Here is a 21432-nt window from a genome sequence, read left to right as displayed (position 1 = left end):
GAACGGAATGACGGCACCCCTGAACGAGCGCGGCGCCACGATCCAGCTGCTGGCCATGGACGTGGACGGCGTTCTGACCGACGGCAGCCTCTACTTTGCCGCCAGCGGCGATGAACTCAAGGCCTTCAGCATCCTCGACGGTCAGGGCCTGCGGCTGATCCAGAAGCAGGGGTTGATCACCGCCTTCATCACGGGCCGTACATCGCCACTGACAGAGGCCAGAGCCAGAAACCTCGACATCGGTTATCTGATCCAGGGCCGCACGGACAAACTGACCGCACTGCGCGAACTCTCTGAACGGACCTCGATACCGTTGGACGCCATTGCCTATGTCGGCGATGACCTGCCCGATCTTGCCGCCATCGAGGCAGCAGGCATCGGCATCAGCGTGCCCAACGGCTGCGCCGCGGTGCGCGGGTCGGCGGACTGGTGCACCACTGCCCCCGGCGGCAGTGGTGCCATCCGCGAGGTCTGCGAATGGCTTCTGGCGTGTCGCGGGGTCCTGGATCAACTGGTTGACGGGTACCGTGCGCCATGAAACTGCCCGACTGGATGCTGCTGGCCTGGCTGAGGGACCGCTCCATTGCCCTCTGGGGCATTGTCGGCGTCGTGCTCCTGGGCCTCGCCCTGCTGGTGCTCCAGGAGGATGACCCGATCCGCGACACCACGGCCACCGACCTGCGCGGCCCACAGAAGCCGGATGGCTTCGTGGTCAACGCCACCTTCCGCGCCTTCGACAGTGAAGGCCGCCTCAAGTCACGCATCCGCACCCGCCGGGCTGAACAGTTCCAGGATGAGAACCGGGTCACCATGGAGCGCCCCCGTGCCATGCTCATGGCCCGCAACGGCGGCGCTCCCTGGTTCGTGCGTTCACGTACCGGGCTTTACCGGCCAGATGTGGCCAAACTCATGCTTGAGAAGGATGTCCGGGCCCGCCACAGCAGCACCGAGCGCGGGGATGTGCTGATCCTCAGCGAACGGATGACGCTGGATAACAACGAACGGATTGTGCAGACTGATGCGCCGGTGACCCTGATCGACCGCAGCAGCGTGACCCATGCCGTCGGCATGACGGGGTGGATCGACGAACGCGCGGTCAGGCTCGAGAATGATGTCCGCAGCCGGTACTTCAACCGCTGACGCACAGGAGACACAGCCTGCTCATGACCAACCCGGCACGCACCCGAAACGCCTGGCGGTTTCTGGCAGGGCTGCTTCTGAGCAGCCTGTCACTGCCCCTGTATGCGTTCAATCTGGATTCCGACAAGCCCATCCGGGTTGAATCCGACAATGCCCGCCTGGATGACCAGGAAGGAACCGCCACCTATACCGGCAGTGTCCGGGTTACCCAGGGCGAAGCCCTTCTGACGGCGGACAGAGTGGTTCTCTACAGGGGCGGGGCCCAGAGCCTTAACCGGATGGTAGCCACCGGCGACCCCGCCACCTACGAACAACCGGAAACCGAACAGGGCCCGGCCGTCTACGCCGAGGGCCGGACCATCATCTACCGGGCCGACGAAGAACGCATCACCTTTGAGAACGAGGCCTTCATCCGGCAGCAGGGCGACACCTTCCGGGGCAACCGGATCGTGTACGACGTGGCCGAAAGGGTGGTCACCGCCTCCAGCTCCGAGGACGACGCGGATGACCGGGTTGAAATGACCATCCAGCCCGGCCGCGACAGCGGCAACGACAACAGCAACTGAGCGGACCCCATGGCGAGACTGGAAGCGCTGAACCTGGCCAAGAGTTACCGCCGCCACCCGGTGGTGATGGACGTTTCCCTCAGCATCCAGAGTGGTCAGATCGCCGGGCTGCTCGGGCCCAATGGCGCCGGCAAGACCACCTGTTTCTACATGATCGTGGGCCTGGTTCCCCATGACCGGGGCCGCATCCGCATCGATGACCGCGACATCACCCACCTGCCCATGCACGGCCGCGCCCGTGCCGGTATCGGCTATCTGCCACAGGAAGCCTCGGTCTTCCGGCGCCTGACCGTGGCGCAGAACCTGATGGCGATCCTGCAGACCCGCAGCGACCTCACAAAGGCCCAACGTGAGGAACGCATGGAGTCACTCCTGCGTGAGTTCCACATCAGCCACATCCGCAACAGCCTGGGCATGAGCCTTTCCGGCGGTGAGCGCCGCCGCGCCGAGATCGCCCGTGCGCTGGCGGTGGAGCCGGCCTTCATCCTGCTGGACGAACCCTTCGCCGGCGTGGACCCGATCTCGGTCAGCGACATCAAGCAGATCGTGCGCCAGGTGCGTGACCGGGGCATCGGTGTCCTGATCACCGACCACAACGTGCGCGAGACGCTCGACATCTGCGAAACCGCCTATATCGTCAGCGAAGGCCACATCATCGCCTCCGGCACCTCCGAGGACATCCTCGCTAACCAGCAGGTCAAGGAAGTCTATCTGGGCGACGAATTCCGTCTGTGACACGGTCCTCCCAAAACCGTTGTCGCCCTGCCCAATTGGCCTGTACACTCAATTCAAAAGACATTAAGCAAAATCCCTGCCGGCCTGCCACAGGGTCGGATTAAGGTTACGTAAATGCGGGACAATCGGTAACGGGAAAGCAGTCGATGGTCATGAAAGCGTCCCTGCAGCTGAAGATGGGCCAGCAGCTCACAATGACGCCCCAGCTTCAGCAGGCAATACGGTTACTCCAGCTCTCCACACTCGACCTGCAGCAGGAGATCCAGCAGCAGCTGGAATCCAATCCCATGCTTGAAACCGCCGAGGAAGCCGAAGCGGAAGCTGAAGCCGGGACTGACGACAGCGAAACCGCTGACACCAGTGAACACAGTGACAGCAGGGAAGATGGCCGCGAATCCGGTGAGTCAGAGGGATCGCAGGAAGACGAATCACGGGAAACCGCCGGCGCCGAGCCCGAGAGCTGGGAGAACGAGAACTGGCAGGACAACAGCGAAATCCCCGACAACCTGCCCGTGGACACCGCCTGGGACGACGTCTACCAGACCGCACCCGCCACGCCCGCCAGCTCACGCCCCGAGGATGAAGGCGGCGAATCGGATTTTGAGAGCCGCAACAGCCGTGGCGAGACTCTCCAGGATCACCTGCACTGGCAGCTCAACCTCACCCCCATGTCCGAGCGCGACCGCGCCATTGCCCACGCCCTGGTGGATGGCATCGACGATACCGGTTATCTGACCCAGAGCCTCGAAGAGATCCACCAGGGTCTGAGCGCGCCGGACGATGAGGATCCACTGGAGATGGACGAGGTCGAAGCGGTCCTGCACCGGCTGCAGCACTTCGACCCGCCCGGGGTGGCCGCCCGGGACCTGCGCGAGTGCCTGCTGATCCAGCTCAATCAGCTTCCCACGGACACTCCCTGGCTCAAGCAGGCACGGCTGGTGATCAGCCACTACATCCAGCTGCTCGGCAGCCGTGACTACCGCCAGCTGATGCGCCGCAGCCGGCTCAGCGAAGCGCAGCTCAAGGAGGTCCTGGGGCTGATCCAGAGCCTGCACCCACGCCCCGGGGATGCCATCGGCGAGGAAGAAACCGAATACGTGGTCCCGGACGTGATCGTCACCCGCCAGGAAGGGCGCTGGAAGATCGAACTCAACCCGGAGATCGCGCCCCGGCTGCAGGTGAACAGCCTCTATGCGTCACTCATCCGCCAGTCCGACAGCAGCAGGGACAACACCTATCTGCGCGACCAGCTTCAGGAGGCCAAGTGGTTCATCAAGAGCCTTCAGAGCCGTAACGAAACCCTGTTGAAAGTCGCCTCCCAGATCGTCGATCATCAGCAGAGGTTCTTTGAAGAGGGCGAGGAAGCGATGAAGCCGCTGATCCTCTCCGAAATCGCCCAGGCGGTGGAAATGCACGAGTCCACCATATCCCGCGTCACCACCCAGAAGTACATGCACACCCCGCGGGGCATTTACGAACTGAAGTATTTCTTTTCCAGCCACGTGAGCACGGACGAAGGCGGCGAGTGCTCGTCCACAGCCATCCGTGCCATGATCCGCAAACTCATCAATGAGGAGGAAAGCCGAAAACCGCTGAGCGACAACCGTATAGCGACTATACTCAGTGATCAGGGCATCAATGTGGCACGCCGCACGGTGGCGAAATACCGCGAGGCGATGCACATTCCACCCTCGAACGAACGCAAACGTCTCGTCTAGAGGGTCTGACGCCTGTATGATGGCCACCTTCCGGTGGCCGGGCCGAACCGGAAACAGGAGCGGACTATGCAACTCAACATTTCAGGTCACCACATCGAGCTGACTGAAGCCCTCAAGGACTATGTCCGGAGCAAGATGGACAAACTTGAGCGACACACCGACCAGATCAGCAACACCCAGGTGACGCTGTCGGTGGTCAAACAGCGACAGACCGCCGAAGCCACGCTCCATGTAACCGGGGGCGAAATCAACGCCAAGGCCCAGCACGACGATATGTACGCGGCGATCGATCAGCTTGTGGACAAGCTTGACCGGCAAATTCTCAAACATAAGGAAAAGCAGGTGGAACGCATGCACGGTGCGGCCACCCGCTGATCCCAAGCGGTATCCATGGTCCATTCATCACTGTCCATTGAATCCATCCTTGCCCCGGAACTGGCCCTCTGCGGTGTTCCGGGGACCAGCAAGAAACGCATCCTCGAGACCATTGCCGAAAGGGTGGCCCTGCACTACCCGGAGCTTGAGGAGAACCAGATCTTCAACAATCTGGTGGCGCGGGAGCGCCTCGGCAGCACCGGCATCGGACAGGGCATCGCCATTCCGCACTGCCGGCTCGAGGACTGCAAGCGCGTGGTGGGCGCGCTGCTGACGCTGGATGAACCCATCAACTTCGATGCCATCGACAGTGAGCCGGTGGATCTGCTGTTCGTGCTCCTGGTGCCGCAGAATGCCACCAGTGAGCACCTTGAGCTGCTCAGCCAGCTGGCGGAGAAGTTCAATGACCGCGGCCTGTGCCGGCGCCTGCGCCAGTGCCAGGACTCGCAGGAACTCTATGACCTGATTGTCGCCAGCGAAAAGGCATCGCCGTAACGCCGACCCATCCAGCCAGCGGGAGATCGGGCTGTGAAACTGACCATCGTGAGCGGCCGCTCGGGCTCCGGCAAGAGCACAGCGCTCCATGTGCTGGAAGACCTCGGCTACTACTGCATCGACAACCTGCCCATCGGACTGCTGCAGCCGCTGACGCGCAAGGCGCTGGAATCGGACGAGCAGCAGAGCGACATCGCCGTCAGCATTGACGCCCGCAATCTCTCCGCGGACATTGCCGATTTCGAGAACCTCTACCGCCAGCTCCAGCACCCGGACCTGAGGGTGGAGGTCATCTATCTGGACGCGGCGGACAGCATGCTGCTGCAGCGCTTCCACGCGACCCGCCGCAAGCACCCCCTGAGCACACCGGGGCGCTCGCTGTCCGAGGCCATCCAGGACGAGAAAGCCCTGCTGGAACCCATCGCACGGCTGGCGGACCTGCACATCGACACCACCGAACGCTCCATGTACGAGCTGCGCGACATGGTACGCGAGCGGATCGTGGGGCGGGACGAACAGCAGATGGCCCTTCTGATCCAGTCGTTCGGCTACAAGCACGGGGTGCCCATCGACTCGGATTTCGTCTTCGATGTGCGCTGCCTGCCCAATCCCTTCTGGGACGAATCCCTGCGCGGCTATACCGGGCTGGATGCCCCGATCCGTGAATACCTGACCGGCCAGCCCGGCACCACGACCCTGCTCGAGGATATCAAGGGGTTCCTGGACCGCTGGTTGCCGGAATTCCACACGGTGAACCGCTCCTACATGACAATCTCCATCGGCTGCACCGGCGGCCAGCACCGCTCGGTCTACATGGCCGAGGAGCTGGCGGCGCACCTGCGCCAGGCCTTCAGCACCGTCCAGGTCCGGCACACGGAACTGCCCCACGCGCAACCGACGCCCTGAACACAGCGGAAACCCAATGATCCGAGAATCCATCACCATCATCAACAAACTGGGCCTGCATGCCCGCGCCGCCGCCAAACTTGTAAGCTGCGCCGAACAGTTTGAAAGCAGTATCCAGCTGGGGCGTGACGGGCGGGAAGTGGACGGCAAGAGCATCATGTCGGTGATGATGCTGGCAGCCAGCTGTGGCACGGACATTGACCTGATCATCGAGGGCGCGGACGAGACCGACGCCCGGGACGCGCTGGTGGAACTGATCAACAACCGTTTTGACGAGGACGAATGAGCGACGCTGATACCCCAGGGCAACCGCAGGAAGAGCTGCCCAGCAAAAGCCAGGCGAAACGCGAGATGCATGAGCTGCGCGATCTGGCGGCGGCCCTGGCCGCCCTGCCCGAGGAGCGCATCCACCAGCTGCCCGCCTCCAGCGCCCTCATTGAAGGACTCCTGGAAGTCCGGCACCTGCCGGAAGGCGACCCGCGCCGTCGCCAGACCCTCTACCTGGGCCGCCAGATCCTCGAGGAGGACGAGCAGGCCCTGCGCCGGGCCGCGGCCGGACAGACCGCCGGCACCCCGGAGCACACCCGCCGCCTGCACATGGCTGAACGCTGGCGTGAGCGCCTGATCCATGAAGGCAAGCCGGCGCTGACCGAGTTCATGGACCGTTACCCGCAGACCGATGTCCAGCACCTGCGCCAGCTGATCCGTAATGCGGCCAGGCAGTCGGACAGCGGGGACCGCAACAGCCCGCGGCGACGTCTCTACCGCTACCTGCGTGAGCGCATTGACGAGGGCGAGCAGCTGTAGGAGATCGCTTACACGGTGTATGGGCGATGTCCTATTTCCCCGGAAACGGATCTGACTAGAATAGGCAGTCGCAGGGACGCAATGCGGTGCAGGAGGCACCTGGTCAAAGGGACGGACAGCGCCCAGGGAGTCGGGCAGGGCCGGTGCAGTTCGGGTGGCAGGGAAGCCGCCCGTCTGGACCACCTCAATCACCCCGCACCGTCATCTCCGGTTCTGTTCTGTTCCCTCCCCAATCGCGAACAGACAGGAGCACATCACGATGAAAGGAATCGTTTCCGCAACCACCCGCCTGCTGGCGCTCACCCTGGTTCTGGCGGTCACGCCGGCCATGGCACAGGATGCCGCGGAAGAGACCGAAACGGTCAACGTCAATACCGCCAGCGCGGAAGTCCTCGCCGAGGCCCTCCATGGTGTTGGCCCGGCCAAGGCGGACGCCATTGTCTCATGGCGCAAGGAGCAGGGTGAATTCACCACCCCCGAGCACCTTGAGGAAGTGGACGGCATCGGCCCGGCCACCGTCAGTGACAACCGGGAGAAGATCCGCCTCGACTAGAGGCGCCGATGCTCCCATACCGGGATGGCGCTGCGGGTTCTGGCCAGCTGGTCGCGGTCCAGGACCGCACTGACCACACCCGGCCCATCCTCGGAGCGCTCGGCAACCACGCTGCCCCAGGGATCAATGATCATGGAGTGGCCCCAGGTCTGCCGGCGCTCATCATGCTGCCCGCCCTGATTGGGGGCACAGATCCAGACCTGATCCTCAATCGCCCGGGCCCGCAGAAGCGGCTCCCAGTGCGCCTCACCGGTCCGGTGGGTGAAGGCGGACGGCACCACCACCCATTCCGCACCTGCCTCCCTCAGCCGGCGGTAAAGCTCCGGAAAGCGCAGGTCATAGCAGATGCTGATGCCGAGCCGTCCTGCCGGAGTATCCACAGTCACCACCTCATCGCCGGGTTCGAACAGATCCGACTCCTGATAGCGGCCCTGGGAATCCCCCACCATGGCATCAAACAGATGGATCTTGTCATAGCGGGCCACCCGCTCGCCCTGATCGTTCCAGACCATGCACGCGGCGCGCACACGGCCATCGGGCACCACGGTGCCATCCGGACGGGTGCCCATGGGCAGGGAACCGGCCACGATCCAGAGGCCCAGGCGTGCGGCCTCGCGACCCACAAAGGACTGGATGGAGCCGTCCTCCCCGCGCGCCTCGGACTGCCCCAGCTCGGCCAGCCGTCGGTTCTGGAAGGCCGCGAAATTCTCTGGAAGCACCGCTACGCGAGCCCCGTCCTCAGCCGCCTGCTCAAGCAGCTCGCGGGCGCGCACCAGATTCTGTTCCACCTCGAAACCACTCACCATCTGAATGGCCGCTACCGATACGGATGCCGTCATCGCTTGATCTCCCCTGCAGGCCTTTCGGGGGCTTCCACACCCACCTCGGGCCGTTCATAGCTTTCCAGATCCGACTCCGTGTCAAACAGATTGCGGAGTTCAACCTCCGGGTTGCTCCAGGTGCCCTCCACGGTGTAGGTGGCACTGGTAACCCGACTCAGGATACCCCCAAACACCTTATCGAGCACGAAAAGCGCACCTCCAATGGGGGGCGCATAGCCGAACAGAACCGCCGCCAGAGGAAGATTCTGGGTAACCGGCAGCACCACCACCAGGCGCATATCGAGTGCCTCACTGATCAGATCCGCCTCGCCGCTCATACGGAAACCGCCGGAGGGCGCCTGGATCGACACAGCCGGATCAAAGATCAGGCGACCCTCGTGGATCAGCACTTCCCCTTCGATATGGTCGAACGGAATTCCGGACTCATAGACGTCCGAAAAATCCAGCTGCAGGCGCCGCCAGAGCGTATCCGTGTTCAGCAGGCCAAAAACCCGGAACACACGCGCCCCCTCAATGTCCTGATCAATGATGCCATCCTCAAGCCGGAAGTCCATGGCCGCGCGCAGACCGGACAGGCTGAAATCCGTGGGTCCGCCGGGCCAGGCCATGTTCAGTGAGGCCTCGGTCCGCTGGCTGCTGATCGGAACCATGGTTCGACCGATCAGCGCTTCGAGCCCTTTGAGATCACCGCCATCCAGGGTGCCAGAAAATTCGGTGACACCACTGTTGGCCGTCGGCTGCCAGGTCAGATTCCCATCCACGACCAGATCCCCCATGGTAAATGCCAGTGGATCCACGCGGATACGGCTGCCATCCGGCACCAGCATCAGCGACAGATCCGTCAGCCGACGGTCGCCGACAACAAGACGGCCGATGCGTATACCCATGTCGGGCCAGTCCCGGGCCCCACTGCTCAGTGTGCCACTGTCCAGCTCTGGCGCTTCCCCGCCGTCAGGCGCCGTTTCCGGAAGCACCAGATGATCGAGATCCACCGCCAGTGCCCGCTCACCGCCATTCCCGACGGTGCCACTGATCCAGTCCGAATCCAGTCGCACCTGCCAACCGCCCCGCAAGTCAGCCTCCGCCAGGATGCGAAGCGGTGACAGAGCCCAGTTACTGAAACGCGGCTCACCAATACCCAGCTCGACCCTGAGCGGAGGCAGGTCAAACCTTTCCGGCGCAGCGCCCTGGCCAGCAGCCGCCTCTTCCCCTGCCGGAACGTCAGCCATGGCCCGCCACCACTGCTTCAGGTCAGCCCCCGGCAGATTACCGGTGATGCTGAGCACCGGCTCTTTCGGAAGCTCCGTGCGGCGCACACCCAGACCAATGCGCCCGCGCTCCACGACCCCGTCACGCACCACCAACCGGAACGCACCCAGTGGCTCCCAGTCCCCCTCAATGCGCACGGCCTCCGAATCCGCACCACCGAAGTCAACCTGGGTTGTCAGACTGTGGTCATCACCGGCTTCCTTGCTGAACGGTGCCGGCCAGTCCAGAACGAGGCCCGCAAGATCGCCATCCAGCCGCAGGGAAGGGCCCTCCGTGGGCCGAAAGGCCGCACTGTAGTCGAGCCGGCCGCTTACCCTGGGAAGTGGCTCTCCCAGCCACTCCGCCAGCCCTGGCACCGCCAGACGCCCCTGCTGGCGGAAGACCGGGGCCTGCTTCGGACCATCGCGGACCTGCAGCGTCACCGGCTCGCCCATGAAGCGCGCATCCAGGTCCGTATTGCCGAATCCGTCATCCGTGGAGAACCGGATGGGCCCGTTCACATCCCGCCACTCAAGCGCTGCCGGAGCGAAGCGCACGTGACCATCGGACAGGGCAAACCGGAGATCCATCTTTGGATCCCGCGCCTGCCCCGGCCACAGGCTGAGCGACAGGTCGACATGGCTGGAGCCGGTCACACGGAGGTCGCCCAGCCAGTCACCGGCAACCTCTGCGAGGGGGCTGTTGCGCCACTGCTCCGTAAGCAGCTCGCCATCGCGACGGGCCGCGGTATCCACATCCACGCGCAGCCCTTCCCCATCCTCACCCGTTACCCGGATCTGACTGGGCTCAAGCTCAACACCGGCCACCACACCTTCATCCAGCCGGATATGGCCCTCGTCACCCTGCACCCGCACCTGCCCGGCAGCGCCCTCCAGTGCTGGCCACTCAGGATCGTAGGTCAGCTCAGTATCCCGGAAGCGGTACGCCATACTGGAGGTGAAGGCACGATCACGGGCAGTTTCATCGGCATCATCACCTCCGATATCCCCATGACCGTAATACCACCCACGGGTCACGGTGCCCCTGCCTACGGCCTCGGTAAGGAAGGAATAGAGTTCCGGAGGCACCCGTTTCCGGGGTATAAAGCGGCCCAGCATGCCGGTTCTGCCGCCAGCAATGCCGACCCGCAGTGACAGCGTATCCGTGCTGCCTTCATGCAGCCGCAGCCGGAATCCACCGGAGGCATCCATACCCTCATGCCGCCCGACAAGACGCCGTGCGGCCACCTCCCAGCCATCACTGCGACGTGACCAGTGGATGCGACCGGCAAGGCGCTGGAAACGCCAGTCCGTGTGGAACAGCTCCGGGAATCCGATACGGGCCGGGCCGGATTCAAGGGTCACTCGACCTTGCCGGGGGCCGGTCTCAAGGTAGCCGTCCAGCCCGCTGCCAGAAGGGGCCCCTTCGACAGCCGCCACAGCAATATCCTTGAAAGCACCCCGCAGCCGCCAGTCGCCGTCGTCGGGGACGGTGATTTCAAGATGCTCCATCAGGCCTGTGGGATCATGGCCGGCCAGGCGCTCCTGCTCTTCTTTCGGCAACAGGCCGCTGTGGCGCACCAGCGAGCTGGCCGCCCCCAGATCCAGGCCCTGTGCGGCCACAGTCAGGCCAGCACTGGTGCGTTCCGCTCGGGCGGAGAACGCGCCGGCTTCCTGTTCGCCCCAGCGAAAGGCCGAGCCGCGCGTCTCCAGAAGCCAGCCCGCGTCCGTGTGCCGCCACAGCAGATCCGCGCTCAGATCCCTGAGCTGGGCCACAGGAGCCACTGGCGATGCCAGACCGAGCTCAGGTAGCCGCAATGACATCCTTACGCGCTGGAGCTGGGCCCGCCTGAACTTCAGCCAGGTCTCGGCCCGGGCATTGAGCGACTCAACAGCCAGCCCCCGCCATTCATAGGGGGTAAGCAGGTTATTGAAAATGCCGGCGGAGTCCAGATCCAGGAAGAGGTCCCCAGTAAACCCGCTGCTCAGAAGGTGCCGGCCCTCCAGAGCAAAGGCGCCGATGCGCCGGCGGTCATCGCCGCCCCCGACCAGGTGCCCACTGGCGGAAAACAGACCGTCCTCAAAGCGCACGTCCATTGCCGGAACACTGAGTGATACAGGCTCCCCGGAAGTCGGCTCGACGCGCAGTCGCAGATCCGTCAGCGTCACAACGGGATCGGACAGAAGCCGCCCCGCCTGATCGATCCATTCGCCCAGATGACCATCCAGTGCAGCCAGCGCATCCGACGCGGCATCCGCCGGCCCCCGGGGCTCGTCGCCACTTTCGGATGGCTGCCATAGGCCGGCAACGGCGACCCCGCCATCAGACTGCTGCACCAGTGTCGCCTCGGCACCACTGGCACGGAGTTCGCGGAACACCAGGCGCAGACGCACCAGCGAGGCCCAGCTGTCGAGGCGCATTTTCAGCTGCCCCAGTGAAGCATCCGCCCGGCCCTTCTCTCCGACCGCCATTTCCCCAACCCGGAGAACGGGATCCAGCCCCTGCCAGTCACCACTCAGGTCACTGAGATGCACAGGCCTGCCCAGCACCTGAGTCAGCGCTGTTTCTATCTCGGCTTCAAAATGATGGAGATTCGCCATGACCTGGCGGCCCAGGCCGACGTAGAGCGCGGCAAGCATCAGCAGCGTCAGGGCGCTGATCCAGACGACCGTTACCAGACGGTTGAGTAGTGCCCACAGCACCGGGCGGACACCCCCCGATGCGGCCCTGTTCATAAACCGCAACCCCGGGGCAGACAGGCTGTGGCGCTAGAGCAGGACCACATCGTACTGCTCCTGGCTGTAGACGAGCTCAACTTGGAATTTGATGGTCTTGCCGATGAAGGTCTCGAGGTCCGCAACGTTATCCGAATCCTCGTCCAGAAGACGGTCGATCACGCTCTGCGAGGCCATCACCAGCAGCCCCTCCACATCGTAGGCACGATTGACCCGCATGATCTCGCGAAAAATCTCATAGCAGACCGTCTCCGGTGTCTTGAGAAAGCCTCGTCCATTGCAGACCGGGCAGGGTTCGCACAGCAGCTGCCCCAGGCTCTCGGTGGTGCGCTTGCGGGTCATCTCCACCAGCCCCAGCTCGGAAACGCCGGTGATCTTGGTCCGGGCATGATCCCGCTCCAGCATCTTCTCGAGCATGCGCAGCACCTGGCGCTGGTGCTCCAGGTCGGCCATGTCGATGAAATCGATAATGATGATGCCGCCGAGGTTACGCAGTCGCAGCTGGCGGCTGATGGCGCGGGCCGCCTCCAGGTTGGTCTTGAAGATGGTCTCTTCGAGATTGCGGTGACCGACAAAGGCGCCGGTATTCACATCGATGGTGGTCATGGCCTCAGTCTGGTCAATCAGCGCATGACCGCCGGATTTGAGCTGCACATGTCGGCTCAGCGCCTTCTGGATCTCATCCTCGACACTGTAAAGATCGAACAGAGGGCGCTCGCCGGGATAGAACTCGATCATTTCACGCAGCTGCTCGACAAACCGGTCCGCGAACGCCAGCAGTTTCTCGCAGCTTTCCCGCGAATCGATACGGATCTTCTCCGTCTGGACCCGCACCAGGTCCCGCACCGTCCGGATGAACAGCGGCAGATCCTCGTAGATCACCCCCGGGGCCTGAACATCACGGGCGCCTTCCATGATGGACGTGGACAGGCGGTTGAGGTAGTCCATGTCCCGCCGGATATCGTCCTCACCCACACTTTCGGCGGCAGTACGGACAATGTAGCCTCCGGCATCCAGCTCATAGTCCCGCGCCACCGACTGGATCAGATCACGCAGACGTTTTCTCTCGGTTTCATCCTCGATTCGCTGCGAAATCCCAATATGGGACATGGCCGGCATGTAGACCAGATAGCGCGACGGGATGGAGAGGTGAGTGGTCAGGCGTGCGCCCTTGGTGCCAATCGGGTCCTTGGTCACCTGCACGATGATCGACTGACCCTCACGCAGCAGCGAACGGATGTCCGGAACGGTGCGTGGCGCGCTGCTGTCGCTGTCACCACCGAGTTCGGCCACATCCGAGGCATGAATGAATGCAGCCCGCTCCAGCCCGATATCCACAAAGGCTGCCTCCATGCCCGGAAGCACCCGTACCACCTTACCCTTGTAGATATTGCCAACAATGCCCTTGTTGCGGGTCCGCTCCACATAGGCTTCCTGGAGCATCCCGTTTTCCACCAGCGCCACCCGGGTCTCGACGGGGGTAACGTTGATCAGGATCTCTTCACTCATCAGACGTCACCCACCACTGATGCACGGGCTGATCCACCTGATGCAGCAGGTCTGTGACCGCCTCCAGAGGCAGCCCCACCACAGCGGTATAGCTGCCGGACAGCTCTGAGACCAGCGCTGCCCCTCGCCCCTGGACCGCGAAGGCTCCGGCCTTGTCCATTGGTTCGCCTGTCGCCACATAGTTATCAATCTCGGCGCTGGACAGCGGGCGCAGCCGTACCCGTGAGGCAACCACCCGTTCACGGACAGCGTGGGGTCCGGTCAGCGCCACACCGCTCATCACCTGGTGCTCGCGCCCGGACAGGCGTGCCAGCATGGCCCGGGCTTCCCCGGCATTGGCGGGCTTGCCCAGTATGCGGCCGTCCATGACCACGGTTGTATCCGCGCCCAGGAAAAGGCGTCCGGCATCATGCCACCCCGCCTGACAGGTCAGAGCCTTCTGCCTGGCCATCCGCAGCACGTACAGATCCGGTGCCTCATGCTGGCCGGGCGTTTCATCGATATCGACCGGGGCAACCTCATGCCGGATCCCGATCTGATCCAGAAGCTCACGGCGGCGCGGTGATGCGGAGGCCAGTACCAGTGACTGGAAGGCTGGGCTGCTCATTCGTTTTACTCCAGCTTACGATTCACGAAATCCCAGAAGCCCCGGAAGACCGGCCATATGAGACCACTGGTAACCGCGGGAAGCAGATAGTCAAATCCGCCGCCCGCCTGCCCCAGCAACTGGTGCAGGAAATGCACCACCATGTGCGCCAGGCCGATCATGAGAAAAACCACGAGCGACTGCTGCGCCAGGGGGAACAGCTTCAGCCGCTGATGGGCGGCCAGCACCATTAAGGCGATCAGGGCCATGGCCAGCGCATTCATACCCAGAATATCCGCCCGCAGCACATCCACAAGCAACCCCAGACACCAGGCCAGCACAATGCCGAAGGTCTGTGGCGCACGCAGCACCCAGTAGACCACAACCAGCCCGATCCATTCCGGCCGCCAGTGCCCGATCTGCTGCGGGAACAGCGAGATGGTGCCAACCAGGGCAACAAGAGCACTCAGGATAGCCACCGGGTAACTGACCGAACGGTGCTCCATGCTCAGTCCTCCTCCCCAGTCGCCGGTGATGGCGTGTCCCCGCCGCTGACCGAGCCACCGCTGAACACCACCAGCACCTGGCTGCTGCTGTTGAGCTTGGCCATGGGGCGGGCCTCAACCCGGGCAAAGGGCTCGCCCGGGTCGTGTTTGATGCTGTTGATCCGCGCCACCGGATACCCCTGGGGGAAACGTCCGCCCAGCCCGGAGCTGACCAGCAGATCCCCCACCTCGACATCGGCGGTATCCGGCACATGAGCAAGTTCCATGCGATCATGCTCCCCTGTGCCGAACATGATCGCACGCAGCCCATTACGGTTGATCTCCACGGGAACCGCATGACTGTTGTCGGAAATCAGGATGGCGCGGGAGGCGTGGGCACTGGTATGCACAATCTGCCCCATGAGGCCATGGGCATCGAGCACCGCCTGACCTTTGCTCAGCCCATCGGACTCGCCCTTGTTCAGGATGATCTCATGGGTCAGTGGGTCCGGTGTCACGCCGACCACATCGGCAACGAGCACCCTGTCATCCAGCTGTTCAGAAGCGTTCAGGAGTTCCCGCAGGCGGGCATTCTCCGCGGCAAGGGCGGTGTAGCGCTGGGCGCGGCGCTCCAGCACAAGAAGGCGGGACTCCAGGGCCTCATTCTCCTGCAGCAGATCGGAGCGGCTGCTCGTCAGATCCCCCATCCACTCAAGGAATCGGTCCGGCGCGTGCCCCAGCCAGTAGACCGGCGTCAGGCCGGTCATGAGCCAGCTGCGCACCCGGTCGCCATAGGGCAGATACAGGTCCGCGCCGACCAGCACTCCAGACAGGAGCACCACCAGCAGCAGCCTGGGACCAATGAGTGGGCCTTGCGTGAAAAGCGTGTTGATGGACCGTCCCCCGTTCAGAACGACAGCCGCCGCTGGCGCCGGGACGGCAGCGGCGGGTCTTCTTGCGATTCAACCGGAACCGGTGGCGACTCTGTCAGTCGTCCTGGGAAAACATGGTCACGCCGCTCTTGTCGATACGCTCGAGCGCCTTGCCACCACCCCGTGCCACGCAGGTCAGCGGATCTTCCGCCACCACCACGGGCAGGCCGGTTTCCTCGCTCAGAAGGCTGTCGAGGCCACGCAAAAGCGCACCGCCACCGGTCAGAACAATGCCGCGCTCCGCAATATCGGAAGCCAGCTCGGGCGGCGACTGCTCAAGCGCGCTCTTGACCGTCTGAACAATCTGCGACAGCGACTCCTGCAGTGCCTCCAGGATCTCGTTGCTGTTGAGCGTGAACTGGCGCGGCACGCCCTCGGCGAGGTTACGCCCGCGCACATCGATCTCGCGCACTTCCAGCCCTTCATAGGCACAGCCGATCTCATGCTTGATGCGCTCGGCAGTGGAGTCCCCGATCAGGCTCCCGTAGTTGCGGCGCACATAGGTGACAATGGCTTCGTCGAACTTGTCACCGCCAACGCGCACCGATTCCGCATAGACGATGCCGTTGAGCGAGATGATCGCGATCTCGGTGGTGCCCCCACCGATGTCCACAATCATGGAACCGCTGGCTTCCTCCACCGGGAGCCCCGCGCCAATCGCGGCCGCCATGGGCTCCTCAATCAGGAACACCTCCCGGGCACCGGCACCGAGGGCGGATTCGCGGATCGCCTTGCGCTCCACCTGGGTGCTCTTGCTGGGCACACAGACCAGAACCCGCGGACTCGGGGTGATGAAGCTGTTCTCGTGTACCTTGTGGATGAAGTGCTGAAGCATCTTCTCGGTGACCACGAAATCCGCGATCACCCCGTCCTTCATCGGGCGGATGGCCTTGATGTTGCCCGGAGTCCGGCCCAGCATGCGCTTGGCCTCACTGCCCACGGCAGCGACTTTCTTCTGCCCGTTGGAGGTGCTGACCGCAACAACGGAAGGCTCATCCAGGATGATGCCGCGGCCGCGGACAAAGATGAGCGTGTTGGCGGTCCCCAGATCAATGGACAGATCGCTGGAGAACGCGCCTCTGAGTTTCTTGAGCATCGGTGCTGTTTCAACCTGGCTTTACGGATTCGATGGCTGGCCTCGCCCTCCCCGTTGCGTGGCGAAACCTCTTGGATGCCGGAACTTTAGCAGTGGCGGGGGGTTCAGGCAAGACAACCGGCATTGTGAGCGGCCAGGCAGCAATGGAATAATGCCTGTTTCATAAACAACAGTGGACGTCATGTCGCAGCCTCTGGCAGCCCGACGAACCGGACCAACCATCAGATCCGCTGCCCTGCTGTTGCTGGCAGTACCCGGCTCAGCGACCGCTTTCTGGGGTGACACCCTGGTCATGGAACCACAGCCATTCCGCCAGGAGCGCGTCCTGCAGGGGCGCACCTTCCAGTACAATGACGAAAGTTTCATCCAGCGCAACAGCTTCACGGCCAGAGCCTCCGAGTTCCATGCGGCCCCAGTACCCCGCGACCACATTGAAGGTACGGGCGGAAGCACGCGTACCAGAGAGCTTTTCCTGGATGCCAGCGTCAAGGTCACCCGGCAATTCGACGATGAAGGAACGCTGGACTTCCAGTACCGATTCCGGCGGAGCGAGGACTTTGACGGGCGCTACACCCGCAACCTTATAGGCATTGGCGTGCATCCGGGCGGCGGCTTCCAGGCGCGACTGATGGCGGATGTGCGCGGGGACAAATCCCGCATCGACCTCCAGCCGGAACTGGGCTGGCAGGATGACGCCGGAAACGCGGCGCGATTCGCCGTGGTTCTCCCGGAGTACCTGTTCAACAGCAAACAGGATGAGGGCCAGTACCTGAGCGAACCCATCACCCTGTTCAGCGCCGGCGAATGGCACCCGTCCTCCGACAGCACCCTGCGCGGCTATATCAGCGCGTCACCGGAAACGGAACTGGAAATCCCGTCACTGGAGCGTCGCTTCCGGGATGAATCCCTGCAGGGTGGCGCCAGTATCCAGTACCGCCTCAGTGAACGGAGCCGGCTGCGCTGGCTGGCGGAAGGCCTGGCCACCAATCGCCACGAAAGCGCCACCACCAGCAACCGGTCAGCAACCATGGAAAGGCGCGCCTGGCGCAGCCGGATCGCACTGACACTGGGCGGCGACCCCGTCAGCCAATGGCGCCTGGGCGGGGAATTCCTGAGCCTGTCCGAAAAGGGCGCCCTGATCGGCGGGGCGCAGCAGCTTTCCAGCCGGGACGAGCACCTGGTGTTCGCGGGCCTGACAACCCCGCTATCCGCGGACTGGCATTTCGCCCCGGAGCTGTTCGTCAGCCACGTGGACGGCGAATCCATCCAGGGCATCGACCGCCGGCGCACCGACCATGACGGCACCTATGCCAAGGTCTCACTGCCATTCACCTGGTCGCCGGGCAACGGCGCCCAGCTCACACTGAACCCCACAGTAGAGCTGCACAGCGCCGCCTTTGGTGGCGGCAACCTGCGCGTACGCATCCCGCTCTAGGGGGTTCGGATCAACGTTGCATCTGCTATCATCCCGCGCTCCGAAGGGAAGGAAACGGCATGAGCATCTCCAGAGACAAGATCGAACAGGTGGCCTGGCTGGCGCGCATCCGGCTTGAGGACTCCGAGAAGGAAGCCCTCGAGGGCAAGCTGAGCGACATCCTCGGCATGGTCGACCAGCTCCAGGCCTCGGACACCGACGGCATCACCCCCATGGCCCACCCGCTGGACGCCACCCAGCGGCTGCGCCCGGATGAGGTAACCGAAACCAACAAGCGCGAACGGTTCCAGGCCGTGGCCCCCGAGACACAGGACGGGCTCTACCTGGTTCCGCGGGTAGTGGAGTAAGCGCCGCCATGCACACCAGCACCCTTTCCGAACTGGCCCGGGCACTCGAGGCGGGCGAAACCACCAGCGAAGCGCTGACCCGCGAAACCCTGGAGCGCATCCGGGCCCACGACGGACGCTACAACAGCTTCATCACCGTCGCGGAAGAGCGCGCCCTTGAACAGGCCCGCGCAGCCGACCAGGCCCGCACAGAGGGTCGGGCAGGCCCTCTGACCGGTATTCCCTTCGCGCACAAGGACATCTTCTGCACCGAGGACCTGCTCACCACCTGCGGCTCGCGCATGCTCGAAAACTTCGCGCCGCCCTATAACTCAACCGTGGCCCAGAAGCTGGACGACGCCGGCGCGGTCTGCGTGGGCAAGGCCAATATGGACGAGTTCGCCATGGGCTCGTCCAACGAGACCAGCTATTTCGGCCCGGTGACCAACCCCTGGGGTGACGGCCTTGTCCCCGGTGGTTCCTCCGGCGGCTCCGCCGCGGCGGTGGCGGCACGCCTGGTGCCCGCCGCCACCGCCACCGACACCGGCGGCTCCATCCGCCAGCCTGCAGCGCTGTGCGGCCTCACAGGTCTCAAGCCCACCTATGGCCGCATCTCCCGGTACGGCATCATTGCCTTCGCCTCCAGCCTGGACCAGGCCGGCACCCTCACCCGCGACGCCCGGGACGCGGCCCTGATGCTCAACACCATGGCCGGTTTCGACCCCAAGGACTCGACCAGCCTGGACCGCGAAGTGCCGGACTACTGCGCCAGCCTGGACAACGACCTGAGCGGCCTGCGCATCGGCCTGCCGAAGGAATACTTCTCGGATGAGCTGTCACCGGAGATGGCGGAACAGGTCCGCAACGCCGTGCGCGAATACGAGAACCTCGGGGCCACGGTGAAAGAGATCAGCCTGCCCCACTCGCACCTGGCCGTGGCTGCCTATTACGTCATCGCGCCCGCGGAAGCCTCCGCCAACCTCTCACGCTTCGACGGCGTGCGCTACGGCCACCGCTGCGAGAACCCGCAGGACCTCAACGACCTCTACCTGCGCTCGCGCTCCGAAGGCTTCGGCGAAGAAGTCAAACGCCGCATCCTGGTCGGCACCTACGCCCTCTCGGCCGGCTTCTTCGACGCCTACTACCTCAAGGCCCAGAAAGTCCGTCGCCTGATCCAGCAGGATTTCACCGACGCCTTCAATGAAGTCGACCTGATCATGGGCCCCACGTCGCCCTCACCGGCCTTTGCCCAGGGCGACAAGACCGACGACCCGATCAACATGTACCTGGAGGACGTTTTCACCATCGCCTCCAACCTGGCGGGCCTGCCAGCCATGTCCATACCCGGCGGCATGGTGAACAACCTGCCAGTGGGGCTGCAGATCATCGGCAACTATTTCGACGAAGCGCGCATGCTCAATGCCGCCCACCGCTTCCAGCAGGTGACGGACTGGCACCAGCAAGTGGCACCTAACGGGGTTTAAGACAATGCAATGGGAAACCGTGATCGGGCTGGAAGTCCACGTACAGCTCGCCACCCAATCCAAGATCTTCTCCGGCGCCAGCACCGCCTTCGGCGCCGAACCCAACGCCCAGGCCAGCGCCGTCGACCTGGCCATGCCCGGCATGCTTCCCGTGCTCAACGAAGGCGCCGTGCGCATGGCCGTGCAGTTCGGCCTGGCCGTCAACGCCAACATCGCGCACCGCTCCGTCTTTGACCGCAAGAACTACTTCTACGCCGACCTGCCCAAGGGCTACCAGATCAGCCAGATGTACCACCCCATCGTGGGCAAGGGCGAAGTCAGCGTGAACCTGTCCGACGGCAGTGAGCGCACCATCGGCATCGAACACGCCCACCTTGAGGAAGATGCGGGCAAATCCCTGCACGAAGACTTCCAGGGCCAGTCCGGTATCGACCTCAACCGCGCCGGCACGCCCCTGCTTGAGATTGTCTCCGAACCGGACATGCGCAGCGCCGAGGAAGCTGCAGCCTACCTGCGGAAGATCCACGCCATCGTCACCTATCTAGGCATCTCCGACGGCGACATGTCCCAGGGCTCCATGCGCTGCGACTGCAACGTCTCAGTGCGCCCGAAAGGCCAGACCGAATTCGGCACCCGCAGCGAGATCAAGAACGTCAACTCCTTCCGTTTCGTGGAAAAAGCCATCAACACCGAGGTGGAGCGCCAGATCGAGCTGATCGAGGACGGCGGTGAAGTCCAGCAGGAAACCCGGCTGTACGACGCGGACCGGGACGAGACCCGCTCCATGCGCACCAAGGAATTCGCCAACGACTACCGCTATTTCCCCGACCCCGACCTGCTGCCAGTGGAGATCGATGATACCTATATCAACGCCATCCGCGACGGCCTGCCGGAGCTGCCGGACGCCAAGCAGGCCCGCTTCGTCACCGAGTATGGGCTGAACGCGGACGAAGCCGCGCCCCTGGTCCAGAGCCAAGCGCTGGCAGACTACTTCGAGCAGGTCGCCAGGGGCAGCGGTGATGCCCGCCAGGCGGCCAACTGGATCATGGGCGAACTGGCCCGACTGATGAACCAGAACGAGGTCGAGATCCAGGACTGCCCTGTCAACGCCGGTGACCTTGCCACCCTGATCCTGCGCGTCCAGGACGGCACCATCTCCGGCAAGCTCGCCAAGCAGGTGTTCGAGGCCCTGTGGAACGGCGAAGGCAGCCCGGACGACATCATCGAGCAGCAGGGCCTCAAGCAGGTCTCGGACAGCGGCGAGATTGAAGCGCTGGTCGATCAGGTGCTGGCGGACAACCAGGCCATGGTGGACGACTATCTTAGCGAGGAAGTGGCCAAAAAGCAGAAGAAGAAGTTCAACGCCCTGGTCGGCCAGGTCATGAAGGCCTCACAGGGTAAGGCCAACCCGGCCCAGGTGAACGACATACTGCAGCAGAAGCTGACCTCAAGCGATTAG

Annotated in this window: 22 protein-coding genes; 15 read left to right on the top strand and 7 right to left on the bottom strand. The window is 63.7% G+C overall.

The features are described from left to right. The first annotated feature begins 7 nt into the window (after window positions 1–7). The 11 genes from GLW01_RS01720 to GLW01_RS01670 all read left to right on the top strand — a co-directional run bounded on the left by GLW01_RS01720 (window position 8) and on the right by GLW01_RS01670 (window position 7295). Entirely contained in the window at window positions 8–538 is a 531-nt protein-coding gene (locus tag GLW01_RS01720) for a KdsC family phosphatase (RefSeq protein ID WP_160897925.1), read from the top strand. Beyond that, window positions 535–1140, top strand: a complete 606-nt coding sequence (gene lptC, locus GLW01_RS01715) for an LPS export ABC transporter periplasmic protein LptC (protein WP_160897924.1) — start codon at window positions 535–537, stop codon at window positions 1138–1140. The genes GLW01_RS01720 and lptC overlap by 4 nt, the downstream gene beginning before the upstream one ends. 23 nt (window positions 1141–1163) lie before the next feature. Further along, window positions 1164–1706, top strand: a complete 543-nt coding sequence (gene lptA, locus GLW01_RS01710) for a lipopolysaccharide transport periplasmic protein LptA (protein WP_151441131.1) — start codon at window positions 1164–1166, stop codon at window positions 1704–1706. A gap of 9 nt (window positions 1707–1715) precedes the next feature. Further along, window positions 1716–2441 carry an LPS export ABC transporter ATP-binding protein gene (gene lptB / locus GLW01_RS01705; RefSeq protein WP_160897923.1) on the top strand — a complete coding sequence of 242 codons (726 nt, stop codon included), beginning with the start codon at window positions 1716–1718 and terminating at the stop codon, window positions 2439–2441. A gap of 152 nt (window positions 2442–2593) precedes the next feature. Continuing rightward, window positions 2594–4159: an RNA polymerase factor sigma-54 gene (locus tag GLW01_RS01700; protein ID WP_160897922.1), complete on the top strand. Its 1566-nt coding sequence runs from the start codon at window positions 2594–2596 to the stop codon at window positions 4157–4159. A gap of 66 nt (window positions 4160–4225) precedes the next feature. Then, window positions 4226–4534, top strand: a complete 309-nt coding sequence (hpf, locus tag GLW01_RS01695) for a ribosome hibernation-promoting factor, HPF/YfiA family (protein WP_077530637.1) — start codon at window positions 4226–4228, stop codon at window positions 4532–4534. 15 nt (window positions 4535–4549) lie between these two features. Then, window positions 4550–5029, top strand: a complete 480-nt coding sequence (gene ptsN / locus GLW01_RS01690) for a PTS IIA-like nitrogen regulatory protein PtsN (protein WP_151441128.1) — start codon at window positions 4550–4552, stop codon at window positions 5027–5029. Between the two features lie 33 nt (window positions 5030–5062). After that, a complete protein-coding gene (rapZ, locus tag GLW01_RS01685; protein WP_151441127.1) occupies window positions 5063–5935 on the top strand; it encodes an RNase adapter RapZ in 873 nt (290 codons plus the stop codon). 16 nt (window positions 5936–5951) lie between these two features. Then, window positions 5952–6221, top strand: coding sequence for an HPr family phosphocarrier protein (locus GLW01_RS01680; protein WP_151441126.1), 270 nt, complete (start codon window positions 5952–5954; stop codon window positions 6219–6221). Next, on the top strand, window positions 6218–6742 hold the full coding sequence (gene yjgA, locus GLW01_RS01675; protein WP_151441125.1) for a ribosome biogenesis factor YjgA: 525 nt from the start codon (window positions 6218–6220) through the stop codon (window positions 6740–6742). The genes GLW01_RS01680 and yjgA overlap by 4 nt, the downstream gene beginning before the upstream one ends. A gap of 259 nt (window positions 6743–7001) precedes the next feature. After that, a complete protein-coding gene (locus GLW01_RS01670; protein ID WP_151441124.1) occupies window positions 7002–7295 on the top strand; it encodes a ComEA family DNA-binding protein in 294 nt (97 codons plus the stop codon). On the opposite strand, the gene GLW01_RS01665 is transcribed toward GLW01_RS01670, so the two are convergent. The 7 genes from GLW01_RS01665 to GLW01_RS01635 all read right to left on the bottom strand — a co-directional run bounded on the left by GLW01_RS01665 (window position 7292) and on the right by GLW01_RS01635 (window position 16728). Continuing rightward, a complete protein-coding gene (locus GLW01_RS01665) occupies window positions 7292–8134 on the bottom strand; it encodes a carbon-nitrogen hydrolase family protein (protein ID WP_151441123.1) in 843 nt (280 codons plus the stop codon). The genes GLW01_RS01670 and GLW01_RS01665 overlap by 4 nt on opposite strands. Next, window positions 8131–12120 (bottom strand): YhdP family protein, encoded by a 3990-nt coding sequence (locus tag GLW01_RS01660; protein WP_160897921.1) that lies wholly within the window; start codon window positions 12118–12120, stop codon window positions 8131–8133. The genes GLW01_RS01665 and GLW01_RS01660 overlap by 4 nt, the downstream gene beginning before the upstream one ends. A 33-nt stretch (window positions 12121–12153) precedes the next feature. Next, entirely contained in the window at window positions 12154–13629 is a 1476-nt protein-coding gene (gene rng, locus GLW01_RS01655) for a ribonuclease G (protein ID WP_151441121.1), read from the bottom strand. Beyond that, window positions 13622–14236: a Maf family protein gene (locus tag GLW01_RS01650; protein ID WP_160897920.1), complete on the bottom strand. Its 615-nt coding sequence runs from the start codon at window positions 14234–14236 to the stop codon at window positions 13622–13624. Before GLW01_RS01650 ends, rng begins: the two co-directional genes overlap by 8 nt. Before the next feature lie 5 nt (window positions 14237–14241). Next, entirely contained in the window at window positions 14242–14721 is a 480-nt protein-coding gene (gene mreD / locus GLW01_RS01645; protein ID WP_151441119.1) for a rod shape-determining protein MreD, read from the bottom strand. A 2-nt stretch (window positions 14722–14723) separates the two neighbouring features. Further along, a complete protein-coding gene (gene mreC, locus GLW01_RS01640; protein WP_160898113.1) occupies window positions 14724–15593 on the bottom strand; it encodes a rod shape-determining protein MreC in 870 nt (289 codons plus the stop codon). A gap of 94 nt (window positions 15594–15687) precedes the next feature. Next, window positions 15688–16728 (bottom strand): rod shape-determining protein, encoded by a 1041-nt coding sequence (locus GLW01_RS01635; RefSeq protein WP_095618296.1) that lies wholly within the window; start codon window positions 16726–16728, stop codon window positions 15688–15690. A gap of 292 nt (window positions 16729–17020) precedes the next feature. On the opposite strand from GLW01_RS01635, the gene GLW01_RS01630 reads away from it, so the two are divergent. The 4 genes from GLW01_RS01630 to gatB are packed head-to-tail and all read left to right on the top strand — an operon-like array spanning window position 17021 to window position 21432. Next, window positions 17021–18163, top strand: coding sequence for a hypothetical protein (locus tag GLW01_RS01630; protein ID WP_160897919.1), 1143 nt, complete (start codon window positions 17021–17023; stop codon window positions 18161–18163). A gap of 59 nt (window positions 18164–18222) precedes the next feature. Continuing rightward, window positions 18223–18510, top strand: a complete 288-nt coding sequence (gatC, locus tag GLW01_RS01625) for an Asp-tRNA(Asn)/Glu-tRNA(Gln) amidotransferase subunit GatC (protein ID WP_151441116.1) — start codon at window positions 18223–18225, stop codon at window positions 18508–18510. 8 nt (window positions 18511–18518) lie between these two features. Continuing rightward, window positions 18519–19973, top strand: coding sequence for an Asp-tRNA(Asn)/Glu-tRNA(Gln) amidotransferase subunit GatA (gatA, locus tag GLW01_RS01620; protein ID WP_160897918.1), 1455 nt, complete (start codon window positions 18519–18521; stop codon window positions 19971–19973). A gap of 4 nt (window positions 19974–19977) precedes the next feature. Continuing rightward, complete coding sequence (gene gatB, locus GLW01_RS01615) at window positions 19978–21432, top strand: Asp-tRNA(Asn)/Glu-tRNA(Gln) amidotransferase subunit GatB (protein ID WP_160897917.1); 1455 nt, start codon at window positions 19978–19980, stop codon at window positions 21430–21432.

The organism is Vreelandella halophila (assembly GCF_009856365.1).
Lineage (GTDB): Bacteria > Pseudomonadota > Gammaproteobacteria > Pseudomonadales > Oleiphilaceae > Halospina > Halospina utahensis_B.
The sequence above is the reverse complement of the archived record's forward strand: the minus strand, read 5'-3'. Positions and strand labels throughout refer to the sequence as shown.

Bases quoted from the DNA above. Each gene is read 5' to 3' on its own strand.
- lptC (WP_160897924.1), top strand. From the start codon at position 535: ATGAAACTGCCCGACTGGATGCTGCTGGCCTGGCTGAGGGACCGCTCC.
- gatA (WP_160897918.1), top strand. From the start codon at position 18,519: ATGCACACCAGCACCCTTTCCGAACTGGCCCGGGCACTCGAGGCGGGC.
- hpf (WP_077530637.1), top strand. From the start codon at position 4,226: ATGCAACTCAACATTTCAGGTCACCACATCGAGCTGACTGAAGCCCTC.
- yjgA (WP_151441125.1), top strand. From the start codon at position 6,218: ATGAGCGACGCTGATACCCCAGGGCAACCGCAGGAAGAGCTGCCCAGC.
- GLW01_RS01700 (WP_160897922.1), top strand. From the start codon at position 2,594: ATGAAAGCGTCCCTGCAGCTGAAGATGGGCCAGCAGCTCACAATGACG.
- GLW01_RS01665 (WP_151441123.1), bottom strand. From the start codon at position 8,134: ATGACGGCATCCGTATCGGTAGCGGCCATTCAGATGGTGAGTGGTTTC.
- rng (WP_151441121.1), bottom strand. From the start codon at position 13,629: ATGAGTGAAGAGATCCTGATCAACGTTACCCCCGTCGAGACCCGGGTG.
- GLW01_RS01630 (WP_160897919.1), top strand. From the start codon at position 17,021: ATGGAACCACAGCCATTCCGCCAGGAGCGCGTCCTGCAGGGGCGCACC.
- gatC (WP_151441116.1), top strand. From the start codon at position 18,223: ATGAGCATCTCCAGAGACAAGATCGAACAGGTGGCCTGGCTGGCGCGC.
- ptsN (WP_151441128.1), top strand. From the start codon at position 4,550: ATGGTCCATTCATCACTGTCCATTGAATCCATCCTTGCCCCGGAACTG.
- lptB (WP_160897923.1), top strand. From the start codon at position 1,716: ATGGCGAGACTGGAAGCGCTGAACCTGGCCAAGAGTTACCGCCGCCAC.
- GLW01_RS01660 (WP_160897921.1), bottom strand. From the start codon at position 12,120: ATGAACAGGGCCGCATCGGGGGGTGTCCGCCCGGTGCTGTGGGCACTA.
- gatB (WP_160897917.1), top strand. From the start codon at position 19,978: ATGCAATGGGAAACCGTGATCGGGCTGGAAGTCCACGTACAGCTCGCC.
- mreD (WP_151441119.1), bottom strand. From the start codon at position 14,721: ATGGAGCACCGTTCGGTCAGTTACCCGGTGGCTATCCTGAGTGCTCTT.
- GLW01_RS01635 (WP_095618296.1), bottom strand. From the start codon at position 16,728: ATGCTCAAGAAACTCAGAGGCGCGTTCTCCAGCGATCTGTCCATTGAT.
- GLW01_RS01670 (WP_151441124.1), top strand. From the start codon at position 7,002: ATGAAAGGAATCGTTTCCGCAACCACCCGCCTGCTGGCGCTCACCCTG.
- GLW01_RS01680 (WP_151441126.1), top strand. From the start codon at position 5,952: ATGATCCGAGAATCCATCACCATCATCAACAAACTGGGCCTGCATGCC.
- GLW01_RS01650 (WP_160897920.1), bottom strand. From the start codon at position 14,236: ATGAGCAGCCCAGCCTTCCAGTCACTGGTACTGGCCTCCGCATCACCG.
- GLW01_RS01720 (WP_160897925.1), top strand. From the start codon at position 8: ATGACGGCACCCCTGAACGAGCGCGGCGCCACGATCCAGCTGCTGGCC.
- lptA (WP_151441131.1), top strand. From the start codon at position 1,164: ATGACCAACCCGGCACGCACCCGAAACGCCTGGCGGTTTCTGGCAGGG.